The sequence below is a fragment of the Nonomuraea sp. B208 genome, assembly GCF_057536035.1.
The window spans coordinates 215,025-233,105 of sequence record NZ_BAAJOU010000020.1 but is presented as its reverse complement, the minus strand read 5'-3'; the positions used below and the strand labels follow the sequence as shown (position 1 = coordinate 233,105).

Below are 18,081 nucleotides of genomic sequence, written 5' to 3'. Positions count from 1 at the left end.
ACCGAAGTTGACATACTTAGGTCGTCAATTTAGGTTGACCCTGTCCGGGCGGTGCGGATCGCGCCGCTTCGTTCGTTGCGCACAGTGGAAAGTTCATGGAGGGGGATGCCGTGCTCAAGGAGTTATTGGCCTACGTCCGCCCGTACCGGAGGATCCTGTTCCTCGGCGGGTTCCTGGGGCTGATCGGCTCGGTCGCGGGGCTCGCGATGCCGCTGCTGGCCAAATACGTCGTGGACGCCTTCGGCTCGAACGGGTCGATGGCCGGGCCGCTGCTGGGTTTGACCGCCGCGGTGCTGGTCGGCGCGGTCGTCTCGGCCGGCGGCAGCTACCTGATGGAGCGCACCGGCGAGGGCATCGTGCTCGGCGCCCGCCGCAAGCTCGTGGACCGGATGCTCCGGCTCAAGGTCGCCGACGTCGACCGGCTCAAGCCCGGCGACCTGCTCTCGCGGGTGACCGGTGACACCACGCTGCTGCGCGCGGTGCTCACCAACGGCATCGTCGAGTCCATCAGCGCGGTGTTCATGCTGGTCGGGGCCATCGTCATGATGGCGACCATGGACGGCGTGCTGCTGCTCGTCACGCTCGGCGTCATCGTGGTCGTCGGCGGGCTCGTGGCGCTGATCATGCCGCGCATCCAGCGGGCCCAGGCGCAGGCCCAGGAGGCCGTGGGCGAGATGGGGTCCGTGCTGGACCGGGCGCTGCAGGCGTACCGGACGGTCAAGGCGAGCGGCGCGGAGGACCGGGAGATCGCCGAGGTCGGCGAGGCCGCCACCCGGGCCCGCGACCGGGGGCTGCAGGTCGCCGTCTGGACCTCGCTCGCCGGGGTCGCGACCTTCATGGCGGTGCAGATCGCCTTCCTCGCCGTGCTGGGGGTCGGCGGGGCCCGGGTCTCCTCGGGGGCGCTGGAGGTCTCGTCGCTGATCGCGTTCCTGCTCTACCTGTTCTACCTGGTCTCGCCGATCGGGCAGCTCGTCCAGGGCGGCGTGCAACTTCAGCAGGGTCTGGCCGCGATGCAGCGGATCAAGGAGATCGAGGGGCTGCCGGCCGAGCCCGCCGAGCCCGCCGAGCGGACCGGCGACGGCCGCGAGCCGGTCGGCGTCACCTTCCAGGACGTGGTGTTCCGCTACGGCGAGGACCGCCCGCTCGTCCACGACGGGGTCACCTTCGAGGTGCCGCCCGGCGGGCTGACCGCGCTGGTCGGGCCGTCGGGGGCGGGCAAGTCCACCGTGTTCGGCCTCATCGAGCGCTTCTACGAGCACCAGGGCGGCACGATCACCGTGGGCGGCAGGGACATCCGCGACTGGCCGCTCGGCGAGCTGCGGGCCGCGCTCGGCTACGTCGAGCAGGACGCCCCCGTGCTCGCCGGCACCCTCCGCGAGAACCTGCTCTTCGCCGCCCACGACGTCACCGAGGACGAGCTGGCCCGCGCCATTGCCCGCACCCGCCTCGACGACCTGGTGTCCCGCCTTCCCGACGGCCTGGAGACGCCGGTCGGGCACCGCGGCGTGCTGCTGTCCGGCGGCGAGCGCCAGCGCGTCGCCATCGCCCGCGCGCTGCTGCGCAGGCCCCGGCTGCTGCTGCTCGACGAGGCCACCTCGCAGCTCGACGCGGTCAACGAGCTGCGGCTGCGCGAGGTCATCGCCGAGGTCGCGCGGGAGACGACCGTGCTGGTCATCGCCCACCGGCTCTCCACGGTCACGGGCGCCGACCGGATCGTGGTGATGGAGGCGGGCGGCGTACGGGCCGTCGGCACGCACGCCGACCTGGTCGGCGAGGACGACCTCTACCGGGAGCTGGCGGCCACCCAGTTCCTCGTGGGGTGACGCGCGCCGCTGCGTTGTAGTCTGCGGGTGACAAAGATGAATGTGTTCATTCAGGAGGGTCACGATGGGCCGCAGCGTGCGCGCGCCGCGAGGCACGACGATCACCGCCAAGGGCTGGCCGCAGGAGGCGGCGCTCCGGATGCTCCAGAACAACCTCGATCCCGAGGTCGCCGAGCATCCGGAGCAGCTCGTCGTCTACGGCGGGTCCGGACGGGCGGCGCGTGACTGGGCGTCGTACGACGCGCTCGTCAGGACGCTCACCACGCTGGAGGGCGACGAGACCCTGCTCGTGCAGTCGGGGCGGCCCGTCGGCGTCTTCCGCACCCACGAGTGGGCGCCCCGGGTGCTCATCGCCAACTCCAACCTGGTGCCCGACTGGGCGAACTGGGAGGAGTTCCGCCGCCTGGAGGCGGCCGGGCTCACCATGTACGGGCAGATGACCGCCGGGTCGTGGATCTACATCGGCACGCAGGGCATCCTCCAGGGCACGTACGAGACGTTCGCCGCGGTCGCCGCCAAGCGCTTCGGCGGCTCGCTGGCCGGCACCGTCACGCTCACCGCCGGTCTCGGCGGCATGGGCGGCGCGCAGCCGCTCGCGGTCACCATGAACGGCGGCGTCGCCATCTGCGTCGACTGCGACCCGCGCTCGGTCGCCCGCCGCATCGAGCACCGCTACCTCGACGTCGAGGCCGCCACCCTGGACGAGGCGCTGCGCCTGGCCGAGGAGGCGCGGGCCGCCCGCCGGCCGCTGTCCATCGGGCTGGTCGGCAACGCCGCCGACGTCCTGCCCGAGGTGCTGGCCCGCGGCGCCGAGATCGACATCGTCACCGACCAGACCTCGGCGCACGACCCGCTGATGTACCTTCCGGCCGGCGTCGCCTTCGAGGACATGGCCGCCGAACGCGACAAGGACCCCGCCGGCTTCACCGAGCGGGCGCGGGAGTCGATGGCCCGCCACGTGGCCGCCATGGTCGGCTTCAAGGACGCGGGGGCCGAGGTCTTCGACTACGGCAACTCCATCAGGGGCGAGGCGCGGCTGGCCGGCTACGAGCGGGCCTTCGACTTCCCCGGGTTCGTGCCCGCCTACATCAGGCCGCTGTTCTGCGAGGGCAAGGGCCCGTTCCGGTGGGCGGCGCTGAGCGGCGACCCGGCCGACATCGCCGCGACGGACCGGGCGATCCTGGAGCTGTTCCCCGACAACGAGCCGCTCGCCCGGTGGATCCGTACGGCGGGGGAGAAGGTGCGCTTCCAGGGGCTGCCGGCGCGCATCTGCTGGCTCGGCTACGGCGAGCGCAACCTCGCGGGCGAGCGCTTCAACGACATGGTGGCGTCGGGCGAGCTGCGGGCGCCGATCGTCATCGGCCGCGACCACCTGGACAGCGGATCGGTGGCCTCCCCCTACCGCGAGACCGAGGCGATGGCCGACGGCTCCGACGCGATCGCCGACTGGCCGCTGCTCAACGCCCTGCTCAACACCGCCTCCGGGGCCGCCTGGGTGTCCATCCACCACGGGGGCGGCGTCGGCATCGGGCGCTCCATCCACTCCGGCCAGGTGACGGTGGCCGACGGCACGGCCCTGGGGCGGGAGAAACTGACCCGCGTCCTCACCAACGACCCGGGCACGGGGGTGATGCGGCACGTGGACGCCGGCTACGAGCGCGCCACCGAGGTCGCCGACACCCGCGGCGTCCGCATCCCCATGCGCGAGTCCTGACCCGGCCCCTCCCGTGGAATGAGCCCTGCGGGATGAGAACGAAGGGCGGGAGACGTTGGAGGAGGCGTGGCGGACGGATATCTCGGCGGACTCGACGTGCTGCTCAACGGCCGCAGGCTGTCCCCGGTGCAGCGCAGGATCGCCCACTACCTCAGCGAGAACCTCGACGAGGCCATCTTCCTGTCCAGCGTCGAGCTGGCCGAACGGGCCGGCGTCAGCCAGCCGTCGGTCACCAGGTTCGCCATGGTCCTCGGCTTCGGCGGCTACCCGGAGCTGCGCCAGGCGCTGCGCCCGCTCGTGCTGGGCAGCACCGGCACGGGAGAGCCGCAGGAGAGCCTGCTCCGGGGCGCGATCGACATCGAGATCCGCAACCTCGCCGTCGTGCGCGAGCGCCTGAGCGCGTTCCCGCTGAAGGAGCTGGGCGAGCAGCTGGCCGCCACCGAGCCGCTGCCGGTGGTCGGGCTGCGCGTCTCCTGCGGCCTGGCCACCACCTTCGCCGACTACGCCCGCCGCATCCACCCCGACGTACGCCTGCTCACGCACGGCGGCTCCGAGCTGGCCGACGGCCTGCACGCCTGCCGCCGCGCGGGCGCGGAATGGCTGGTGGCCGTGGTGCTGCCGCGCTACCCGCGCGAGGCCGTGCAGGCCCTCGAGTACGCCGAGAAGCTCGGCTACCGGGTGGCCGCGATCACCGACAAGCCCGGCTTCCCGGCGGAGGTGGTGCTGGACGCGCCCGTCGGCGACCGGCTCGTGTTCGACTCGCACGCGGCCCCGCTGCTGCTGGCGATGGCCCTGGTGGAGGCCATGGCCGACGCGGCGCCGCTGCGCACCAGGGCCCGCCTGGAGGAGTACGAACGCATGACCGACGAGACCGGCACGTTCCTCCCCGGCGACCCGCCACCGCCCCTTGCGGGCAGCGACGGCCACCTCACCGGATGACCCGCCGCCGGCCGCGCGGGGGGCGCGGCCGGCGGGCGGGCGGGTCAATATGCTGATCTCCATGACTGAACGACCGACGGCGCTGGTCACCGGCGCTTCCCGAGGTGTCGGCGCGGCCGTCGCCAGGGCTCTCGGGCCCACTCACCACGTCATCCTGGGCGGCCGGGACGAGAGCGCGCTGGCCGCCGTGGCGGCGGAGCTGCCCGACGCGCGGCCGTGGCCGGTGGAGCTGACCGGGGTCACCGAGGCCGACGTGGCCGGCGTCGAGCGGCTGGACCTGCTCGTGCACAGCGCCGCGATCACCCGCATGGGGCTGATCGCCGAGCAGCCGGCCGCCGTGTGGCGGGAAATGTTCGAGGTCAACGTCGTCGCCGTCGCCGAGCTGACCCGGCTGCTGCTGCCCGCGCTGCGGCGCGCCAAGGGGCAGGTGGTGTGCGTCAACTCCGGCGCGGGCCAGCGCGCGAACCCGCACTGGGCGGCGTACGCGGCCAGCAAGTTCGCGCTGAAGGCGTTCGCCGACGCGCTGCGGCAGGAGGAGCGCGACGTGCGGGTCACGACCGTCTACCCGGGCCGGATCGCCACCGACATGCAGCACCAGGTCCGCGCGTACGAGGGCGGCCCGTTCGAGGCCGACAAATACCTGACCGCCGAGAGCGTGGCGCGCGCCGTGATGGCCGCGGTCAACGCCGGGCCGGACGCCCATCTCACCGAGCTGACGCTGCGTCCCGCGGCCGGCCCGGTCAACTGAATGGATCCATTCACTACAGTGGGGCCATGCTCGAACCACTCACGCACATAGGACGAGACGCGGCGACCGGCGGCTACGTCAGGGACGCCTGGTCGCCGGCGGACATGGAGCTCCGGGAGTGGTTCGCGGGTGAGGCCGCCCGGCGCGGCCTCGACCTGCGGGAGGACCGCAACGGCAACCTGTGGGCCTGGTGGGGCGACCCGTCGCGGAGCCCCGGCGTCGTGACCGGCAGCCATCTCGACTCGGTGCGCCAGGGCGGCGCGTACGACGGCCCGCTCGGGATCGTCTCCGCCTTCGCCGCCCTCGACCTGCTGAGGGAGCGCGGCCTGTTCAAAGAGCGCGGGACCCCAGGCAGGCCGCTCGGCGTGGTGTGCTTCACCGACGAGGAGGGCGCCAGGTTCGGCGTGCCGTGCATGGGGTCGCGGCTGCTCACCGGGGCGATCGAACCGGAACGGGCGCTCGCCCTCACCGACGACGACGGCGACACCCTCGCCGACGTCCTGAAGAGGGCGGGGCGCAGGCCGGAGTCGGTCGGCCGCGACGACGAGACGCTGGCCGGCGTCGGCGCGTACGTGGAGCTCCACGTCGAGCAGGGCCGCGGCCTGGTCGCCCACGGACGCCCGGTGGGCGTGGCCGCCGCCATCTGGCCGCACGGCCGCTGGCGCTTCGACTTCCGGGGCCGGGCCGACCACGCGGGCACCACGAGGCTCGCCGACCGCGACGACCCGATGCTGCCGTTCGCCCGCATGGTGCTGGCCGCCCGCGCGGCCGCCGAGCGGCGGGAGGTGGTGGCGACGGTCGGCAAGGTACGCGTCCGTCCCGGCAACGCCAACGCCGTCCCCGGCCACGTGGCCGCCTGGCTGGACGCCCGCGGCCCGGCCGAGGACGACGTCCGCGCCCTGGTGGCCGAGCTGGCCGAGCTGGCCGGGGGCCACGAGGTGAGCGAGGAGTCCTGGACGCCGGTCGTCGGCTTCGACCCGGCGCTCAGGGACCGCCTGGCCCGGGTGGTGGGCGGCGGCGGCACGCCCGCGCCCGTCCTGCCCACGGGGGCCGGGCACGACGCGGGCATCCTGGCGGCGGCGGGGGTGCCGGCCGGGATGTTGTTCGTCCGCAATCCCACCGGCGTGTCCCACAGCCCTGAGGAGCATGCCGAGCAGGCAGACTGCGAGGCGGGAGTGGTCGCGCTGGCGGACGTGCTGGAGGATCTGTGTCGCTGACGTACTGGTGCGAGCAGGCATGGCTGCCCGACGGCGTCGCCGAGGGCGTGCTCGTCGTCGTCGAGGGCGACCGCATCACCAGGATCGGCCAGGGGCCGCCGCCGCCCGGGGCCGAGCGGCTGGCCGGGCTCACCGTCCCCGGCCTGGCCAACGCCCACTCCCACGCCTTCCACCGGGCGCTGCGCGGCGTCGCGCAGGAGGGCAAGGGCGACTTCTGGACCTGGCGCGAGCGGATGTACGAGGTGGCCGCCCGCCTCGACCCCGACTCCTACCTGCGCCTCGCCACCGCCGTCTACGCCGAGATGGCGCTGGCGGGGGTGACCTGCGTGGGCGAGTTCCACTACCTGCACCACGGGCCGGACGGCACGCCGTACGACGACCCCAACGCGATGGGCCACGCCCTCGTCCAGGCCGCCCGCGCGGCCGGGCTGCGCGTGACGCTGCTCGACACCTGCTACCTGACCGGCGGCATCGGCGCCCCCCTGTCCGGCCCGCAGGTCCGCTTCGGCGACGGCGACGCCGAGCGCTGGGCGGCCCGCGCGGACGCCCTCGCCGCCGCCTACGAGGGGCAGCCCGACGTGGAGATCGGCGCGGCCGTGCACTCGGTCCGCGCGGTGCCGCCCGAGCAGATGCCGCACGTCGCCGAGTTCTCCCGCCACCACGCCGCGCCGCTGCACGCGCACGTCTCCGAGCAGCGGGCCGAGAACGCGGCCTGCGTCGAGATGTACGCCGCGACCCCGGTCGGCGTGCTGCACGAGCACGGCGTCCTCGGGCCGCGCTCGACCGCCGTGCACGCGACCCACCTCACCGACGTGGACGTGGAGCTGCTCGCCCAGTCGGGCACGGCGGTGTGCATGTGCCCCACGACCGAGCGCGACCTCGCCGACGGCATCGGCCCGGCCCGCGAGCTCGCCGACCGGGGTGCGGCCATCACCCTCGGCTCCGACAGCCACGCCGTCGTCGACCTGTTCGAGGAGGCCAGGGCGGTCGAGCTGGACCAGCGCCTCGCGAGCGGCCGGCGCGGCCACTGGAGCGCTACCGACCTGCTGTCCGCCGCGACCTGCGCGGGCCACATCTCGCTCGGCTTCCCCGACGCGGGCCTGCTCGTCCCGGGCGCCTGGGCCGACCTCGTGTCCGTACGCCTCGACAGCGTGCGCACGGCGGGCGCGGCCGGGCTGGAGGCCGTGGTGTTCGCGGCCACGGCCGCCGACGTGCACTCCGTCGTCTCCGGCGGGCGGCGGGTGGTCACCGAGGGGCGGCACGTGCTCGGCGACGCCGGCGCGCTGCTGTCCGAGGCCATCAGAGCCCTGCGCTGACCACATCCGACCCATCGAGAACCCGACCCATCGAGAACCCGACCCATCGAGAATCGGAGCCCTGCCATGACCGCGACCCTGTTCGACGGGATCGGGCTGCTCTACACCGGCGACCCCGAACGCGAGGAGATCCAGGACGCGGCGCTGCTCGTCGAGGACGGCGCGGTCACCTGGCTGGGCCCGGCGGCCGAGGCCCCGGGAGGCGCCGACGAGCGCGTGGACGTGGCCGGGCGGGCCGTCATCCCCGGCTTCGTCGACTCCCACGCCCACCTGATCTTCGCGGGCGACCGCACGGCCGAGTTCCAGGCCCGCATGTCCGGCGAGCCGTACACCGGCGGCGGCATCAGGACCACCGTCGCCGCCACCCGCCGCGCCGGGGACGCCGAGCTGGCCACGCACGCCCTCGCGCTGGTCCGCGAGATGGCGAGGCAGGGCACCACCACGGTCGAGATCAAGAGCGGCTACGGCCTGACCGTCGAGGACGAGCGCCGCTCCCTGGAGCTCGCCACCGCGCTCACCGACGAGACCACCTTCCTCGGGGCGCACGTCGTGCCGGAGGGCGTGGACGCCGACGACTACACACGGCTGGTGGCCGGGGAGATGCTGACGGCGTGCGCGCCGTTCGCGCGGTGGGTGGACGTCTTCTGCGAGCGGGGGGCCTTCGACGGCGACCAGACGCGGGAGATCCTGACCGCCGGCCGGCGGGCCGGGCTCGGCGTGCGGGTGCACGCCAACCAGCTCGGCGAGGGGCCGGGGGTGCGCATCGCCTGCGAGCTGGGCGCGGCCTCGGCCGACCACTGCACGCACCTCACGGCGGCCGACGTGGACGCGCTCGCCGGGTCGGGGACGGTGGCGACGCTGCTGCCGGGGGCGGAGTTCTCGACGCGCTCGCCGTACCCTGACGCGCGCCGGCTGCTCGACGCCGGGGTGACCGTGGCGCTCGCCACCGACTGCAACCCGGGATCGTCCTACACCTCGTCGATGGCGTTCTGCGTGGCGCTCGCGGTGCGCGAGATGCGGATGACGCCGCTGGAGGCGATCCGGGCGGCCACGTACGGCGGGGCGCGCGCGCTGCGGCGCACGGACGTAGGCTGGTTGCGTCCCGGCGCCCGCGCCGACCTGGTCGTGCTCGACGCCCCGTCCTACGTCCACCTGGCCTACCGTCCCGGCGTCCCCCTGGTCCACCAGGTCTTCCAGGGTGGTCTCCTCCTTCAGGAGGACATCCAGAACCCTCCCTCGGTCGTAGCGCTTTAGGGAATCTTTGCCCGGTGCCGCTCGTTGGCCGGGTATAGGACGCAGCTGCGGAACGAGGTGCCAGGGGATGGCAAGGCCTACGGGGAGTCGCACGCAGGAGCAGCACGTCGCGGACCGCGATCTGCTGGGGACGTACCTGGCCGAGATCGGCCGCGTCCCGCTGCTCACCGCGGAGGAAGAGGTGGAGCTCGCCAAGCGGATCGAGGCGGGACTGTTCGCGGAGCACCTGCTCGACAGCGGGGGCTCGGAGCCGCGCATCGGGGACGCGGCGGACGAGGAGCTGGAGCGGCTGGCCATCTCGGGCCGGCGCGCCAAGGACGAGTTCATCCAGGCCAACCTGCGCCTGGTGGTGGCGGTGGCGCGGAAGTACTCCGGCCGGGGGATGCCGCTGATCGACCTGGTCCAGGAGGGCAATCTGGGCCTGGTGCGGGCGGTGGAGAAGTTCGACTACCGGCGGGGCTACAAGTTCTCCACCTACGCCACGTGGTGGATCAGGCAGTCGGTGGGGCGGGCCATCCACGAGCAGGCGCGGCCGGTGCGGCTGCCCACGCACGCGGGGGAGCAGATGACCCGGCTCATGCGGGTGCGGCGTGACATGCTCGCCGAGTTCGACGTCGAGCCGACCGACGACGACCTCGCCGACATCCTCGAACTGCCGATCGAGCGGGTGCGCGAGCTGCGCCGCTGGGCCTCCGACCCGGTGTCGCTGCAGCTCGGCGTGGGCGACGAGGACGAGACCGAGCTGGGCGACATGATCGCCGACGAGACCTGGGCCGACCCCGAGCAGCAGGCCATCGACATCCTGGAGCGCGAGCGGCTGGACCAGTGGCTCACCGGGCTGGAGGGGCCGACGAGCGAGATGCTGCGCTGGCGTTACGGCCTGGTCGACGGCCGCGAGCACACGCTGACCGAGGTGGGGGAGCGTTACGGCATCGGCCGTGACCGCGCCCGCCGCATCGAGCGCGACGCCCTGGCCCGCCTGCGCAAGATGGCGACCGCCGCCGCGTGACCCGCCGCCGCCTGACGGCCACCTCGGCGTGACGGCCACCTGATCCGGTGACGGTCGTGCCCGGCTTCCTGATGGAGGCCGGGCCCTAGGCTGGGTCGCGTGCACATCCAGACACTGCGCCGCTATCCCGTCAAATCGCTGCTCGGCGAGGAGCTCGCGGAGAGCGAGGTGGACGAGCGCGGCCTGGCGGGCGACCGGGCGCGGGCGGTGCTCGACGTCGCCACCGGCAAGATCGCCAGCGCCAAGAACCCCCGGCTCTGGCGGGACCTGCTCACCCTGGACGGCGCGGCCCCGCCCGGCGACGAGGAGCTGTCGCGGCTGCTCGGGCGCGAGGTGCGGCTGATCGACGTGCCGCCGGAGGGCGCCGAGCTGGAGCGGTCGGTGCCGGAGCGGGTGCTGGCCGAGGGCATCGAGGCGGAGGTCCCGTACACCGTGGGCACGCTGGGCGCGGGCGCGCCCCCCGGCACGTTCTTCGACTTCGCGCCGATCCACCTGATCACGACCGCCGCCCTGGACAGGATCGGCGCGCTCGGCCCGCGCGGACGGGTCGAGGCCGCCCGTTACCGGCCCAACCTCGTCATCGCGACCGAGGGAGAGGGCTTCCCCGAGAACGACTGGGTGGGCCGGCGGCTGCGCGTCGGCGCGGACGTGGTGCTGGAGGTCATCGTCGCCAGCCCGCGCTGCGCCGTGCCCACGCTCGCGCACGGCGCGCTGGAACGCGACCCCGACGCGCTGCGCACGGTCGCCAGGCACAACCGGGTGCCGGTGTTCGGCACGGACCCGCAGCCCTGCGCCGGCGTGTACGCCCGCGTGGCGCACCCCGGACGGATCAGGAAGGGCGACCCCGTACGCCTCGGCTGACCGCCGCGCGCCGCCGATTGCGCATTTCCCTTTTCCGACAGGTGAGACGTCCGAAACGCGGCGGAAACACCTGTGTGGCGAGTTTCACAGATGTGAAACACACCTGGTCGTGGCACGAAACCCCGGGCGAACACGCTGTGGCCACACGTCACACGTAAGGAGGGTCGCTTCGTGAAGATCGACGGCGGCACCACTGCCTGGATGATCGTCGCCACCGCCATGGTGTTGCTGATGACTCCCGGCCTCGCGTTCTTCTACGGCGGCATGACCAGGGCCAAGAGCGTCCTGAACATGATGATGATGTCGTTCGGCGCCATCATCACCGTGTCCATCACCTGGATGCTGTTCGGTCACTCGCTCGCGTTCACCGACAACCCCAGCTCGGCACTCAACAACTTCGTCGGCGGATTCGACGCACTGGGTCTGCAGAGCCTGGTGGACACCGCCACCAAGGACGACGGCACCGGCATGCCGAGTCTCATCTTCTCCGCCTTCCAGATGACGTTCGCCATCATCACGGTCGCCCTGATCAGCGGCGCGATCGCGGACCGGGCGAAGTTCGGCGCGTGGATCCTCTTCACCGTCGTGTGGGCCACGGTGGTGTACTTCCCGGTGGCGCACTGGGTCTGGGGCACCGGGTGGCTCAACACCATGGGCATCGAGGACTTCGCGGGCGGCACGGTCGTCCACATCAACGCCGGCGCGGCGGCCCTCGCCCTGGCCCTCGTGATCGGCAAGCGGCAGGGCTGGCGCAAGGAGCCGATGCGGCCGCACAACCTCACCCTGGTCCTGCTCGGCGCGGGCCTGCTGTGGTTCGGCTGGTTCGGCTTCAACGCCGGCTCCGAGCTGGCCGTGGACGGCACCGCCGCCCTGGCCTTCCTCAACACGCAGGTCGCCACCGCGGTCGCGGCCGGCGCCTGGCTCGTGGTCGAGAAGCTGCGCGACGGTCACGCCACCAGCCTCGGCGTCGCCTCCGGCGCGGTCGCCGGTCTGGTCGCCATCACCCCGGCGTGCGGTTTCGTGGACCCGTGGGCCGCGATGGTCATCGGCCTGCTGGCCGGCGCGATCTGCGCCTTCGCCGTCGGCCTGAAGTACAAGCTCGGCTACGACGACTCGCTCGACGTGGTCGGCGTCCACCTGGTGGGCGGCGTCATCGGCGCCGTCGCGCTCGGCTTCCTGGCCGCCTACCCCTTCCTCGACCAGCAGAGCGAGGGCCTGTTCTACGGCGGCGGCTTCGGCCAGCTCGGCCTGCAGGTGCTCGGCCCGATCGCGGTCGGCGGCTACTCCTTCGTCCTCACCTGGATCATCGGCAAGATCATTGACAAGACGGTGGGCTTCCGGGTGCCCGCCGAGAACGAGGTCACCGGCATCGACGTCACCACGCACGCCGAGACCGGGTACGACCTCGGCACGGTCTACGCCTCGGGCGTGGCCTCCTCCAACGGTCCCACGGCTCCCGCTCCCAAGAAGGTGGACGCATGAGGCTCATCACCGCGATCATCAAGCCCTTCAAGCTCGACGACGTCAAGGCCGCGCTGGAGCAGTTCGGCGTCAAGGGCATGACCGTCAGCGAGGCCAGCGGCTACGGCCGCCAGCGCGGCCACACCGAGGTCTACCGCGGCGCCGAGTACCAGGTCGACCTGGTGCCCAAGGTGCGCCTGGAGGTCCTCGCCGAGGAGGACGACGCCGAGGACGTGATCGACGTCATCGTCAAGGCCGCCCACACCGGCAAGATCGGCGACGGCAAGGTCTGGTCCGTGCCCGTGGACACCGTGATCCGCGTACGCACGGGAGAGAGGGGCCCGGAGGCCCTGTGATGTTCCGGAGGAGCTCCGACAACGGCGTCGGAGCGGGACACAGGGTTCGCCGGGCGGAGCCCGGCAGGCGGGGCACTGAGGTGAGGGGGCACTGAGGTGAGGGGAGAGGCCCGTTCGTACGCCGCGGCCCGCAAGGAGCGGACCGCGGACACCGACCGCTGGCTCAAGGATCTCTTCCGCACGGCGAGCGACGGCGACCACGTCTCACTGGTCGCCGTCGGCAGTCTCGGAAGGGGCGAGCCGGCTCCCGGGAGCGACCTCGACCTGGTCCTGCTCCACAACGGCCGCCCGGACGTCGCCAGGATCGCCGACCGGATCTGGTATCCGATCTGGGACTCCTCGGTCGGTCTCGATCATTCGGTCCGCACGGTCGAGGAGGCCGTCGCGGTCGCCCGCCAGGACCTCAAGGCCGTGCTCGGCCTCATCCAGGCCCGTCACGTCGCGGGCGATCCCGAGCTGACGAGGAAGGCCAGGGAGGCGGTGCTCGCCGAGTGGCGGGCTGACTCCCGGCGCCGGCTCGGCGAGCTGCGGGAGGCCGCCGACCAGCGCGCCCAGGTCAGCGGCGAGCTGGCGTTCCTGCTCGAACCCGACCTCAAGGACGGCCGCGGCGGGCTCCGCGACGTCCAGGCCATGCAGGCCGTGGCCGCGGCCTGGGTCGCCTCCGCGCCCGGCCCCCGGGCCCGCGAAGCCCACGAGTTCATCCTCGACGTGCGCCACGCGCTGCACGTCGTCACCGCCCGCGGCACCGACCGGCTGGTCCTGCAGGAGCAGGACGCCGTCGCCGGGCTGCTCGGCCTGCTCGACGCCGAGGCGCTCATGCGCCGCCTCGCCGAGGCCGGCCGCACCGTCTCCCACGCCTTCGACGCGACCTGGCGCACGGTTGACAGACTCCTGTCAGGGCCGGCCCCGCGCGGCCGCCGCCCGCTCGCCGACGGCGTGGTCGAGCACGGCGGCGAGGTCGTGCTCGCGAGGGGCGTCAACCCGCGTACGGACCCCGTCCTCGTGCTGCGCGCGGCCGCCGCCGCGGCCGACTCCGGGCTGCCGATGGCGCCCGCCACGGTGTCCGTTCTCGCAGCTCAGTCACCTCCCATGCCGGTGCCGTGGCCCGAGGAGGCCCGCGACGCGCTGGTGTCGATCCTCGGCGCTGGCCGCGCCGCCGTGCCCGTCTGGGAGGAGCTGGACCAGGCCGGGATCATTGTCAAGTTGCTTCCTGACTGGGAGCGCGTACGCCACCGCCCGCAGCGCAACCCGATCCACCGCTTCACCGTCGACCGGCACCTCATCGAGGCCGCCGCCAACGCCGCCGGCCACACTCGCGAGGTCTCCCGCCCCGACCTCCTGCTGATCGCGGCGCTCCTGCACGACGTCGGCAAGGGCTGGCCCGGCGACCACTCGGCGACCGGCGAGGTCGTGGTGCGCGACATCGCCACCCGGATCGGCCTGCCGCCGCGGGACGTCGAGACGCTGGCCACCGTCGTACGCCACCACCTGCTGCTGCCCGAGACCGCCACCCGCCGCGACCTCGACGACCCGGTCACCATCGAGAAGGTGGCCGCCACCGTCGGCAGCCGTGAGGTGCTCGACCTGCTGGCCGCGCTCGCCGTGGCCGACGGCAACGCCACAGGACCGGCCGCCTGGAACTCCTGGAAGGCCGGGCTCGTCGCCGACCTCGTACGCCGGGTGCGGTCCGTGCTGTCCGGCTCGCCGCCGCCGAAACCGCCCACCCTGTCGCCCGAGCAGGCCGCGCTGGCCCGGCACGGCGGCGGCGCGGTCCGCGTGGCCGGCGGCAACGTCACCGTCGTCGCCCCCGACCGGGTGGGGCTGCTGTGGAGCGCGGCCGGCGTGCTGTCCGCGCACCGGCTCATCGTGCGCTCCGCCTCGTCGGCCTCCGCCGGCTCCACGGCGGTGATCGAGTTCTCCGTGGTCCCCGAGTACGGCTCCCCTCCCGACCCGGCGACCCTGGAGTCCGATCTCCGTCTCGTCCTTGCCGGCCGTCTTGACATCGAGCAGCGGCTGGCGCGGCGCACGCGGGCCGTGCGACCGCCCCGCGTACCGGTGGCCCCACCTCGGGTGACGCTGGTCGACGACGCCTCCGCGACGGCCACCGTGGTGGAAGTCAGGGCCCATGACAGGCCGGGGCTGCTGTGGCGGATCGGGCGGGCGTTCGGGGAGTGCGGTCTTGACGTCCGGGCCGCTCGCGTGGAGACTCTCGGCGCGGAGGCGGTGGACGTCTTCTACGTGGTTGATCGCGCCGGTCGCCCCCTCAGCGACGACGCGCAGCGGGCACAAGTCCGCGATCACGTGCTCGCCGCACTGCGATAACCGGCAGCGCACGGCTGTCGGTCACCACTGTAACGATTGTGTCCGAATTGCCGGTTGTGACACTTGCTCGGATACCTTGTGGACCGGCTTCATGGTTTGGGCGGCTTTGGAGCACATCACCACGGGATGATTGAGGGGTAGCGGAACCAGTGACTACGGGGAACTCCGTCAGCGGCTCAGCCGCGCCGCGTGAGCGCGGCGGACGGTCGCTGTCGCGCTTCGGACTGCGCAACTGGCGTGTGCGCTGGCGCCTCACGGCGCTCATCCTGGTCCCGACCGTGGCCGCCGTCGTGCTGGGCGGCTCCCGCGTGGTCGAGTCGGTGCAGAGCATCGCCGACTACGACCGTACGGCCACCGCCGCCGAACAGGCGGGCCACATCCGCGACCTGCTGCAGGCGATCGGGCTGGAGCGTGACACCGCGGGCTGGATCGGGGCCAGTCGCGCGATGAAGAAGACGCTCGCCACGCCGCTCACCCAGCGCAAGGCCGCCGTCGACGGCCTCGCCGCCCAGGTGCGCACCGATCTCAACGCCATCGACGACTCCTACGGCCCCCGCGCCGTGAGGGCCGCCGACCGGGCGAAGTCCGTCCTCGCCCGCCTGCCCCGCATCCGCGCCGAGGGCCAGACCAACACCGCCCAGTACGACACCCTGACCGACAGTCTCCTCGCCCTGCACGACGAGCTCGGCCTGCTGTCGGACGACTCCCTGACCGTCGGGCAGTTCCGCGCGCTCAGCGCGCTCGCCGCGGCCAAGGAGGAGGTCTCCCGCCAGCGCGTCCAGCTCCTGCAGGCCAGCTACGACACCGCCAAGGTGGACGCCAAGACGGTCGAGCAGTTCATCACCTCCAACGCCCGCCAGCTCAGCGACATCAGCACCGTCGGCGCCGAGGCCGGCGCCGAGATCGGCCTCGACCTGTCCAAGTCGCTGGCCGCCAAGCCCGAGTACGTCAACGTCCAGCTCACCAAGTCACGCGCGATCACGCTGGCCAGCGGCCGGGCTCCCGGCGTGCGCATCACCGACAACCTGATCTCCGCCCGCGCCAGCCGGCAGGAGTGGTTCGACCAGAACCAGATCGTGATCGACGTCCTGCACGGCGTCGAGAAGGACCTCGCCGACAAGGTCAACCTGCGCAGCCAGGAGCTGCGCAGCTCCGAGATCCGCAACGCGATCATCGCCGGTGTCATGATCGTAGCGCTACTTCTGCTCGTGCTGCTCCTCACCGTCGCCATCGCCCGCTCCATGGTCACCCCGCTGCGCCGGCTGCGCACCGAGGCGCTGGAGATCGCCGGCTTCCGCCTGCCCGACGTGGTGCGCCAGCTCCGCGTCAACGGCGAGGCCCAGGTCGGCGAGGTGCGCCCCATCGGCGTCGAGGGCAACGACGAGATCGGCGACGTGGCCCGCGCCTTCGACCAGGTGCACCGGCAGGCCGTGCGCCTGGCGGGCGAGGAGGCCGAGCTGCGCGGCAACATCAGCTCGATGTTCGTCAACCTCTCGCGCCGCACGCAGACGCTGGTCGAGCGGCAGATCTCGCTCATCGACGGCCTGGAGAAGGGCGAGCAGGACGGCGCCAGGCTGGCCGACCTGTTCAAGCTCGACCACCTCGCCACCCGCATGCGCCGCAACTCCGAGAACCTGCTGGTCCTCGCCGGCCACGAGGCCACCAGGCGGCGCAGCCAGCCGGCCAAGCTGGTCGACGTCGTGCGCGCCGCGCTGTCGGAGGTCGAGGGCTACGAGCGGGTCCAGGTGCGGGTGAACCGCGGCACGTCGGTGCTCGGCAGCTGCGCCAACGACCTCGTCCACCTGGTCGCCGAGCTGGTCGAGAACGCCATCCAGTTCTCCCCGAGCAACGCGCCCGTCGTCGTCACCAGCAGCCCCATCGAGGGCGGCGGCGCGCTGCTGTCGGTGAGCGACACCGGCATCAGCATGACCGAGGAGGAGCTGGCCGAGGCCAACCGCCGCCTCGCCGAGCCGCCCGTCGTGGACGTGTCGGTGTCGCGGCGCATGGGCCTGTTCGTGGTCGGCCGCCTGGCGCTGCGCCACGGCATCCGGGTCCAGCTCAGGAAGGGCGACGGCGCCGGGCTCATCGCGATGGTGCTGCTGCCGCCCGCGCTCATCGCCGACGGCCGCGAGCAGCCGCTGCCGCAGCGGCCCGCCTTCGGCGGCGGCACCGCCCCCGCCCCCGCAGCCGGTCAGGGGTTCGGCGGGCGGCACTCGGGGCCGGCGGGCTCGGTCCCCAACGGGACGTTCCGGTCGTTCGGCAGCTTCGAGTCGATGGACGTGCCGCGCGGCCCCGCCCGCCCCGGCCCCGCCCAGCCCGGTCCCGGTGGCTACGACAGCACGCCGGGCACGCCCAGGCACGCCTACGGCACGTACGGCTCCGACCCCGCCCAGCCGGGCGTGAACGCCTTCACGGCCGACACCGACGGCGGCTCCTACCGCGGCCGGCCGCCCGCCTCCTTCGACTCCGGGTCCTACCCGTCGTACCCGAGCGGCGGCTCCCGGCCGGTCAACGGCGTCCACCACGCATCGGGAAATGGTGCGTTCCAGACGCCGCCGCCACCCGTGTACCCGACCAACGACGTGCGCAGGGCCGACCCCGCCCCGTCCGTGGACGTGTCGCCCATGGAGCCTGACCAGGAGGAATATCTGCCGATCTTCGCGTCGGTGGAGTCCGCCTGGTTCCGGCGCCCGCCGGGCGAGCAAAGCCCGGCCCCGTCGGAGACGACGGGCGGGGGTGAGGCCACGTCCGCGCAAGCCGTACCCTCTGGGGAGGAATCGTGGCGAACGGCCGCCGACGCCGGTTGGCAGGCGGCGGCCAAGGCCAGCGAGCCCAGCCTCGGCGGCATCACCGCCGCCGGGCTTCCCAAGCGGACCCCCAAGGCCAACCTGGTGCCCGGCACGGCCGCCCAGCCGTCGCCGGCGCAGCAGCAGCCGCAGGCCCCCGCGCCGCCTCCGGTCTCCGCGGACCGGATGCGCAGCCGGATGGCCAGCTTCCAGCAGGGTGTGCGACGGGGCCGCCAGGAAGTACGTCGACAGGAGGAACAGAGTGAGTAAGCGTC

The 18,081-nt window shown here is 73.2% G+C and carries 13 protein-coding genes; all 13 read left to right on the top strand.

The window, feature by feature from the left end:
* Window positions 1-95 precede the first annotated feature (95 nt).
* Window positions 96-1,823, top strand: coding sequence for an ABC transporter ATP-binding protein (locus tag AC27IY_RS16240; RefSeq protein ID WP_371250097.1), 1,728 nt, complete (start codon window positions 96-98; stop codon window positions 1,821-1,823).
* A 64-nt stretch (window positions 1,824-1,887) separates the two neighbouring features.
* A complete protein-coding gene (gene hutU, locus AC27IY_RS16235; protein WP_487178410.1) occupies window positions 1,888-3,537 on the top strand; it encodes a urocanate hydratase in 1,650 nt (549 codons plus the stop codon).
* 66 nt (window positions 3,538-3,603) lie between these two features.
* Window positions 3,604-4,476, top strand: coding sequence for a MurR/RpiR family transcriptional regulator (locus tag AC27IY_RS16230; RefSeq protein WP_487178409.1), 873 nt, complete (start codon window positions 3,604-3,606; stop codon window positions 4,474-4,476).
* A 61-nt stretch (window positions 4,477-4,537) separates the two neighbouring features.
* On the top strand, window positions 4,538-5,224 hold the full coding sequence (locus tag AC27IY_RS16225) for an SDR family oxidoreductase (protein WP_344209242.1): 687 nt from the start codon (window positions 4,538-4,540) through the stop codon (window positions 5,222-5,224).
* A 26-nt stretch (window positions 5,225-5,250) separates the two neighbouring features.
* The gene (locus AC27IY_RS16220; protein WP_487178408.1) at window positions 5,251-6,441 is read left to right on the top strand and encodes an allantoate amidohydrolase; all 1,191 of its coding nucleotides are present in this window, start codon (window positions 5,251-5,253) and stop codon (window positions 6,439-6,441) included.
* Entirely contained in the window at window positions 6,432-7,757 is a 1,326-nt protein-coding gene (locus AC27IY_RS16215) for a formimidoylglutamate deiminase (RefSeq protein ID WP_487178407.1), read from the top strand. Before AC27IY_RS16220 ends, AC27IY_RS16215 begins: the two co-directional genes overlap by 10 nt.
* Before the next feature lie 66 nt (window positions 7,758-7,823).
* Window positions 7,824-9,011: an imidazolonepropionase gene (hutI, locus tag AC27IY_RS16210; protein ID WP_344209236.1), complete on the top strand. Its 1,188-nt coding sequence runs from the start codon at window positions 7,824-7,826 to the stop codon at window positions 9,009-9,011.
* A 67-nt stretch (window positions 9,012-9,078) separates the two neighbouring features.
* Window positions 9,079-10,020 (top strand): sigma-70 family RNA polymerase sigma factor, encoded by a 942-nt coding sequence (locus AC27IY_RS16205; RefSeq protein WP_344209234.1) that lies wholly within the window; start codon window positions 9,079-9,081, stop codon window positions 10,018-10,020.
* A 99-nt stretch (window positions 10,021-10,119) separates the two neighbouring features.
* Window positions 10,120-10,881, top strand: a complete 762-nt coding sequence (locus AC27IY_RS16200) for an MOSC domain-containing protein (RefSeq protein WP_423474668.1) — start codon at window positions 10,120-10,122, stop codon at window positions 10,879-10,881.
* A 171-nt stretch (window positions 10,882-11,052) separates the two neighbouring features.
* Window positions 11,053-12,363, top strand: coding sequence for an ammonium transporter (locus tag AC27IY_RS16195; RefSeq protein WP_364448728.1), 1,311 nt, complete (start codon window positions 11,053-11,055; stop codon window positions 12,361-12,363).
* Window positions 12,360-12,698 (top strand): P-II family nitrogen regulator, encoded by a 339-nt coding sequence (locus tag AC27IY_RS16190; RefSeq protein ID WP_329583889.1) that lies wholly within the window; start codon window positions 12,360-12,362, stop codon window positions 12,696-12,698. The genes AC27IY_RS16195 and AC27IY_RS16190 overlap by 4 nt, the downstream gene beginning before the upstream one ends.
* 96 nt (window positions 12,699-12,794) lie before the next feature.
* Window positions 12,795-15,020: a [protein-PII] uridylyltransferase gene (locus tag AC27IY_RS16185; RefSeq protein ID WP_344209227.1), complete on the top strand. Its 2,226-nt coding sequence runs from the start codon at window positions 12,795-12,797 to the stop codon at window positions 15,018-15,020.
* Window positions 15,021-15,169: 149 nt separating this feature from the next.
* Window positions 15,170-18,076 carry a sensor histidine kinase gene (locus tag AC27IY_RS16180; protein ID WP_487178406.1) on the top strand — a complete coding sequence of 969 codons (2,907 nt, stop codon included), beginning with the start codon at window positions 15,170-15,172 and terminating at the stop codon, window positions 18,074-18,076.
* Window positions 18,077-18,081 lie beyond the last annotated feature (5 nt).

Coding starts and splice junctions, on each gene's coding strand:
- AC27IY_RS16220 (WP_487178408.1), top strand. CDS start 5,251: ATGCTCGAACCACTCACGCACATAGGACGAGACGCGGCGACCGGCGGC.
- hutI (WP_344209236.1), top strand. CDS start 7,824: ATGACCGCGACCCTGTTCGACGGGATCGGGCTGCTCTACACCGGCGAC.
- AC27IY_RS16240 (WP_371250097.1), top strand. CDS start 96: ATGGAGGGGGATGCCGTGCTCAAGGAGTTATTGGCCTACGTCCGCCCG.
- hutU (WP_487178410.1), top strand. CDS start 1,888: ATGGGCCGCAGCGTGCGCGCGCCGCGAGGCACGACGATCACCGCCAAG.
- AC27IY_RS16190 (WP_329583889.1), top strand. CDS start 12,360: ATGAGGCTCATCACCGCGATCATCAAGCCCTTCAAGCTCGACGACGTC.
- AC27IY_RS16205 (WP_344209234.1), top strand. CDS start 9,079: ATGGCAAGGCCTACGGGGAGTCGCACGCAGGAGCAGCACGTCGCGGAC.
- AC27IY_RS16225 (WP_344209242.1), top strand. CDS start 4,538: ATGACTGAACGACCGACGGCGCTGGTCACCGGCGCTTCCCGAGGTGTC.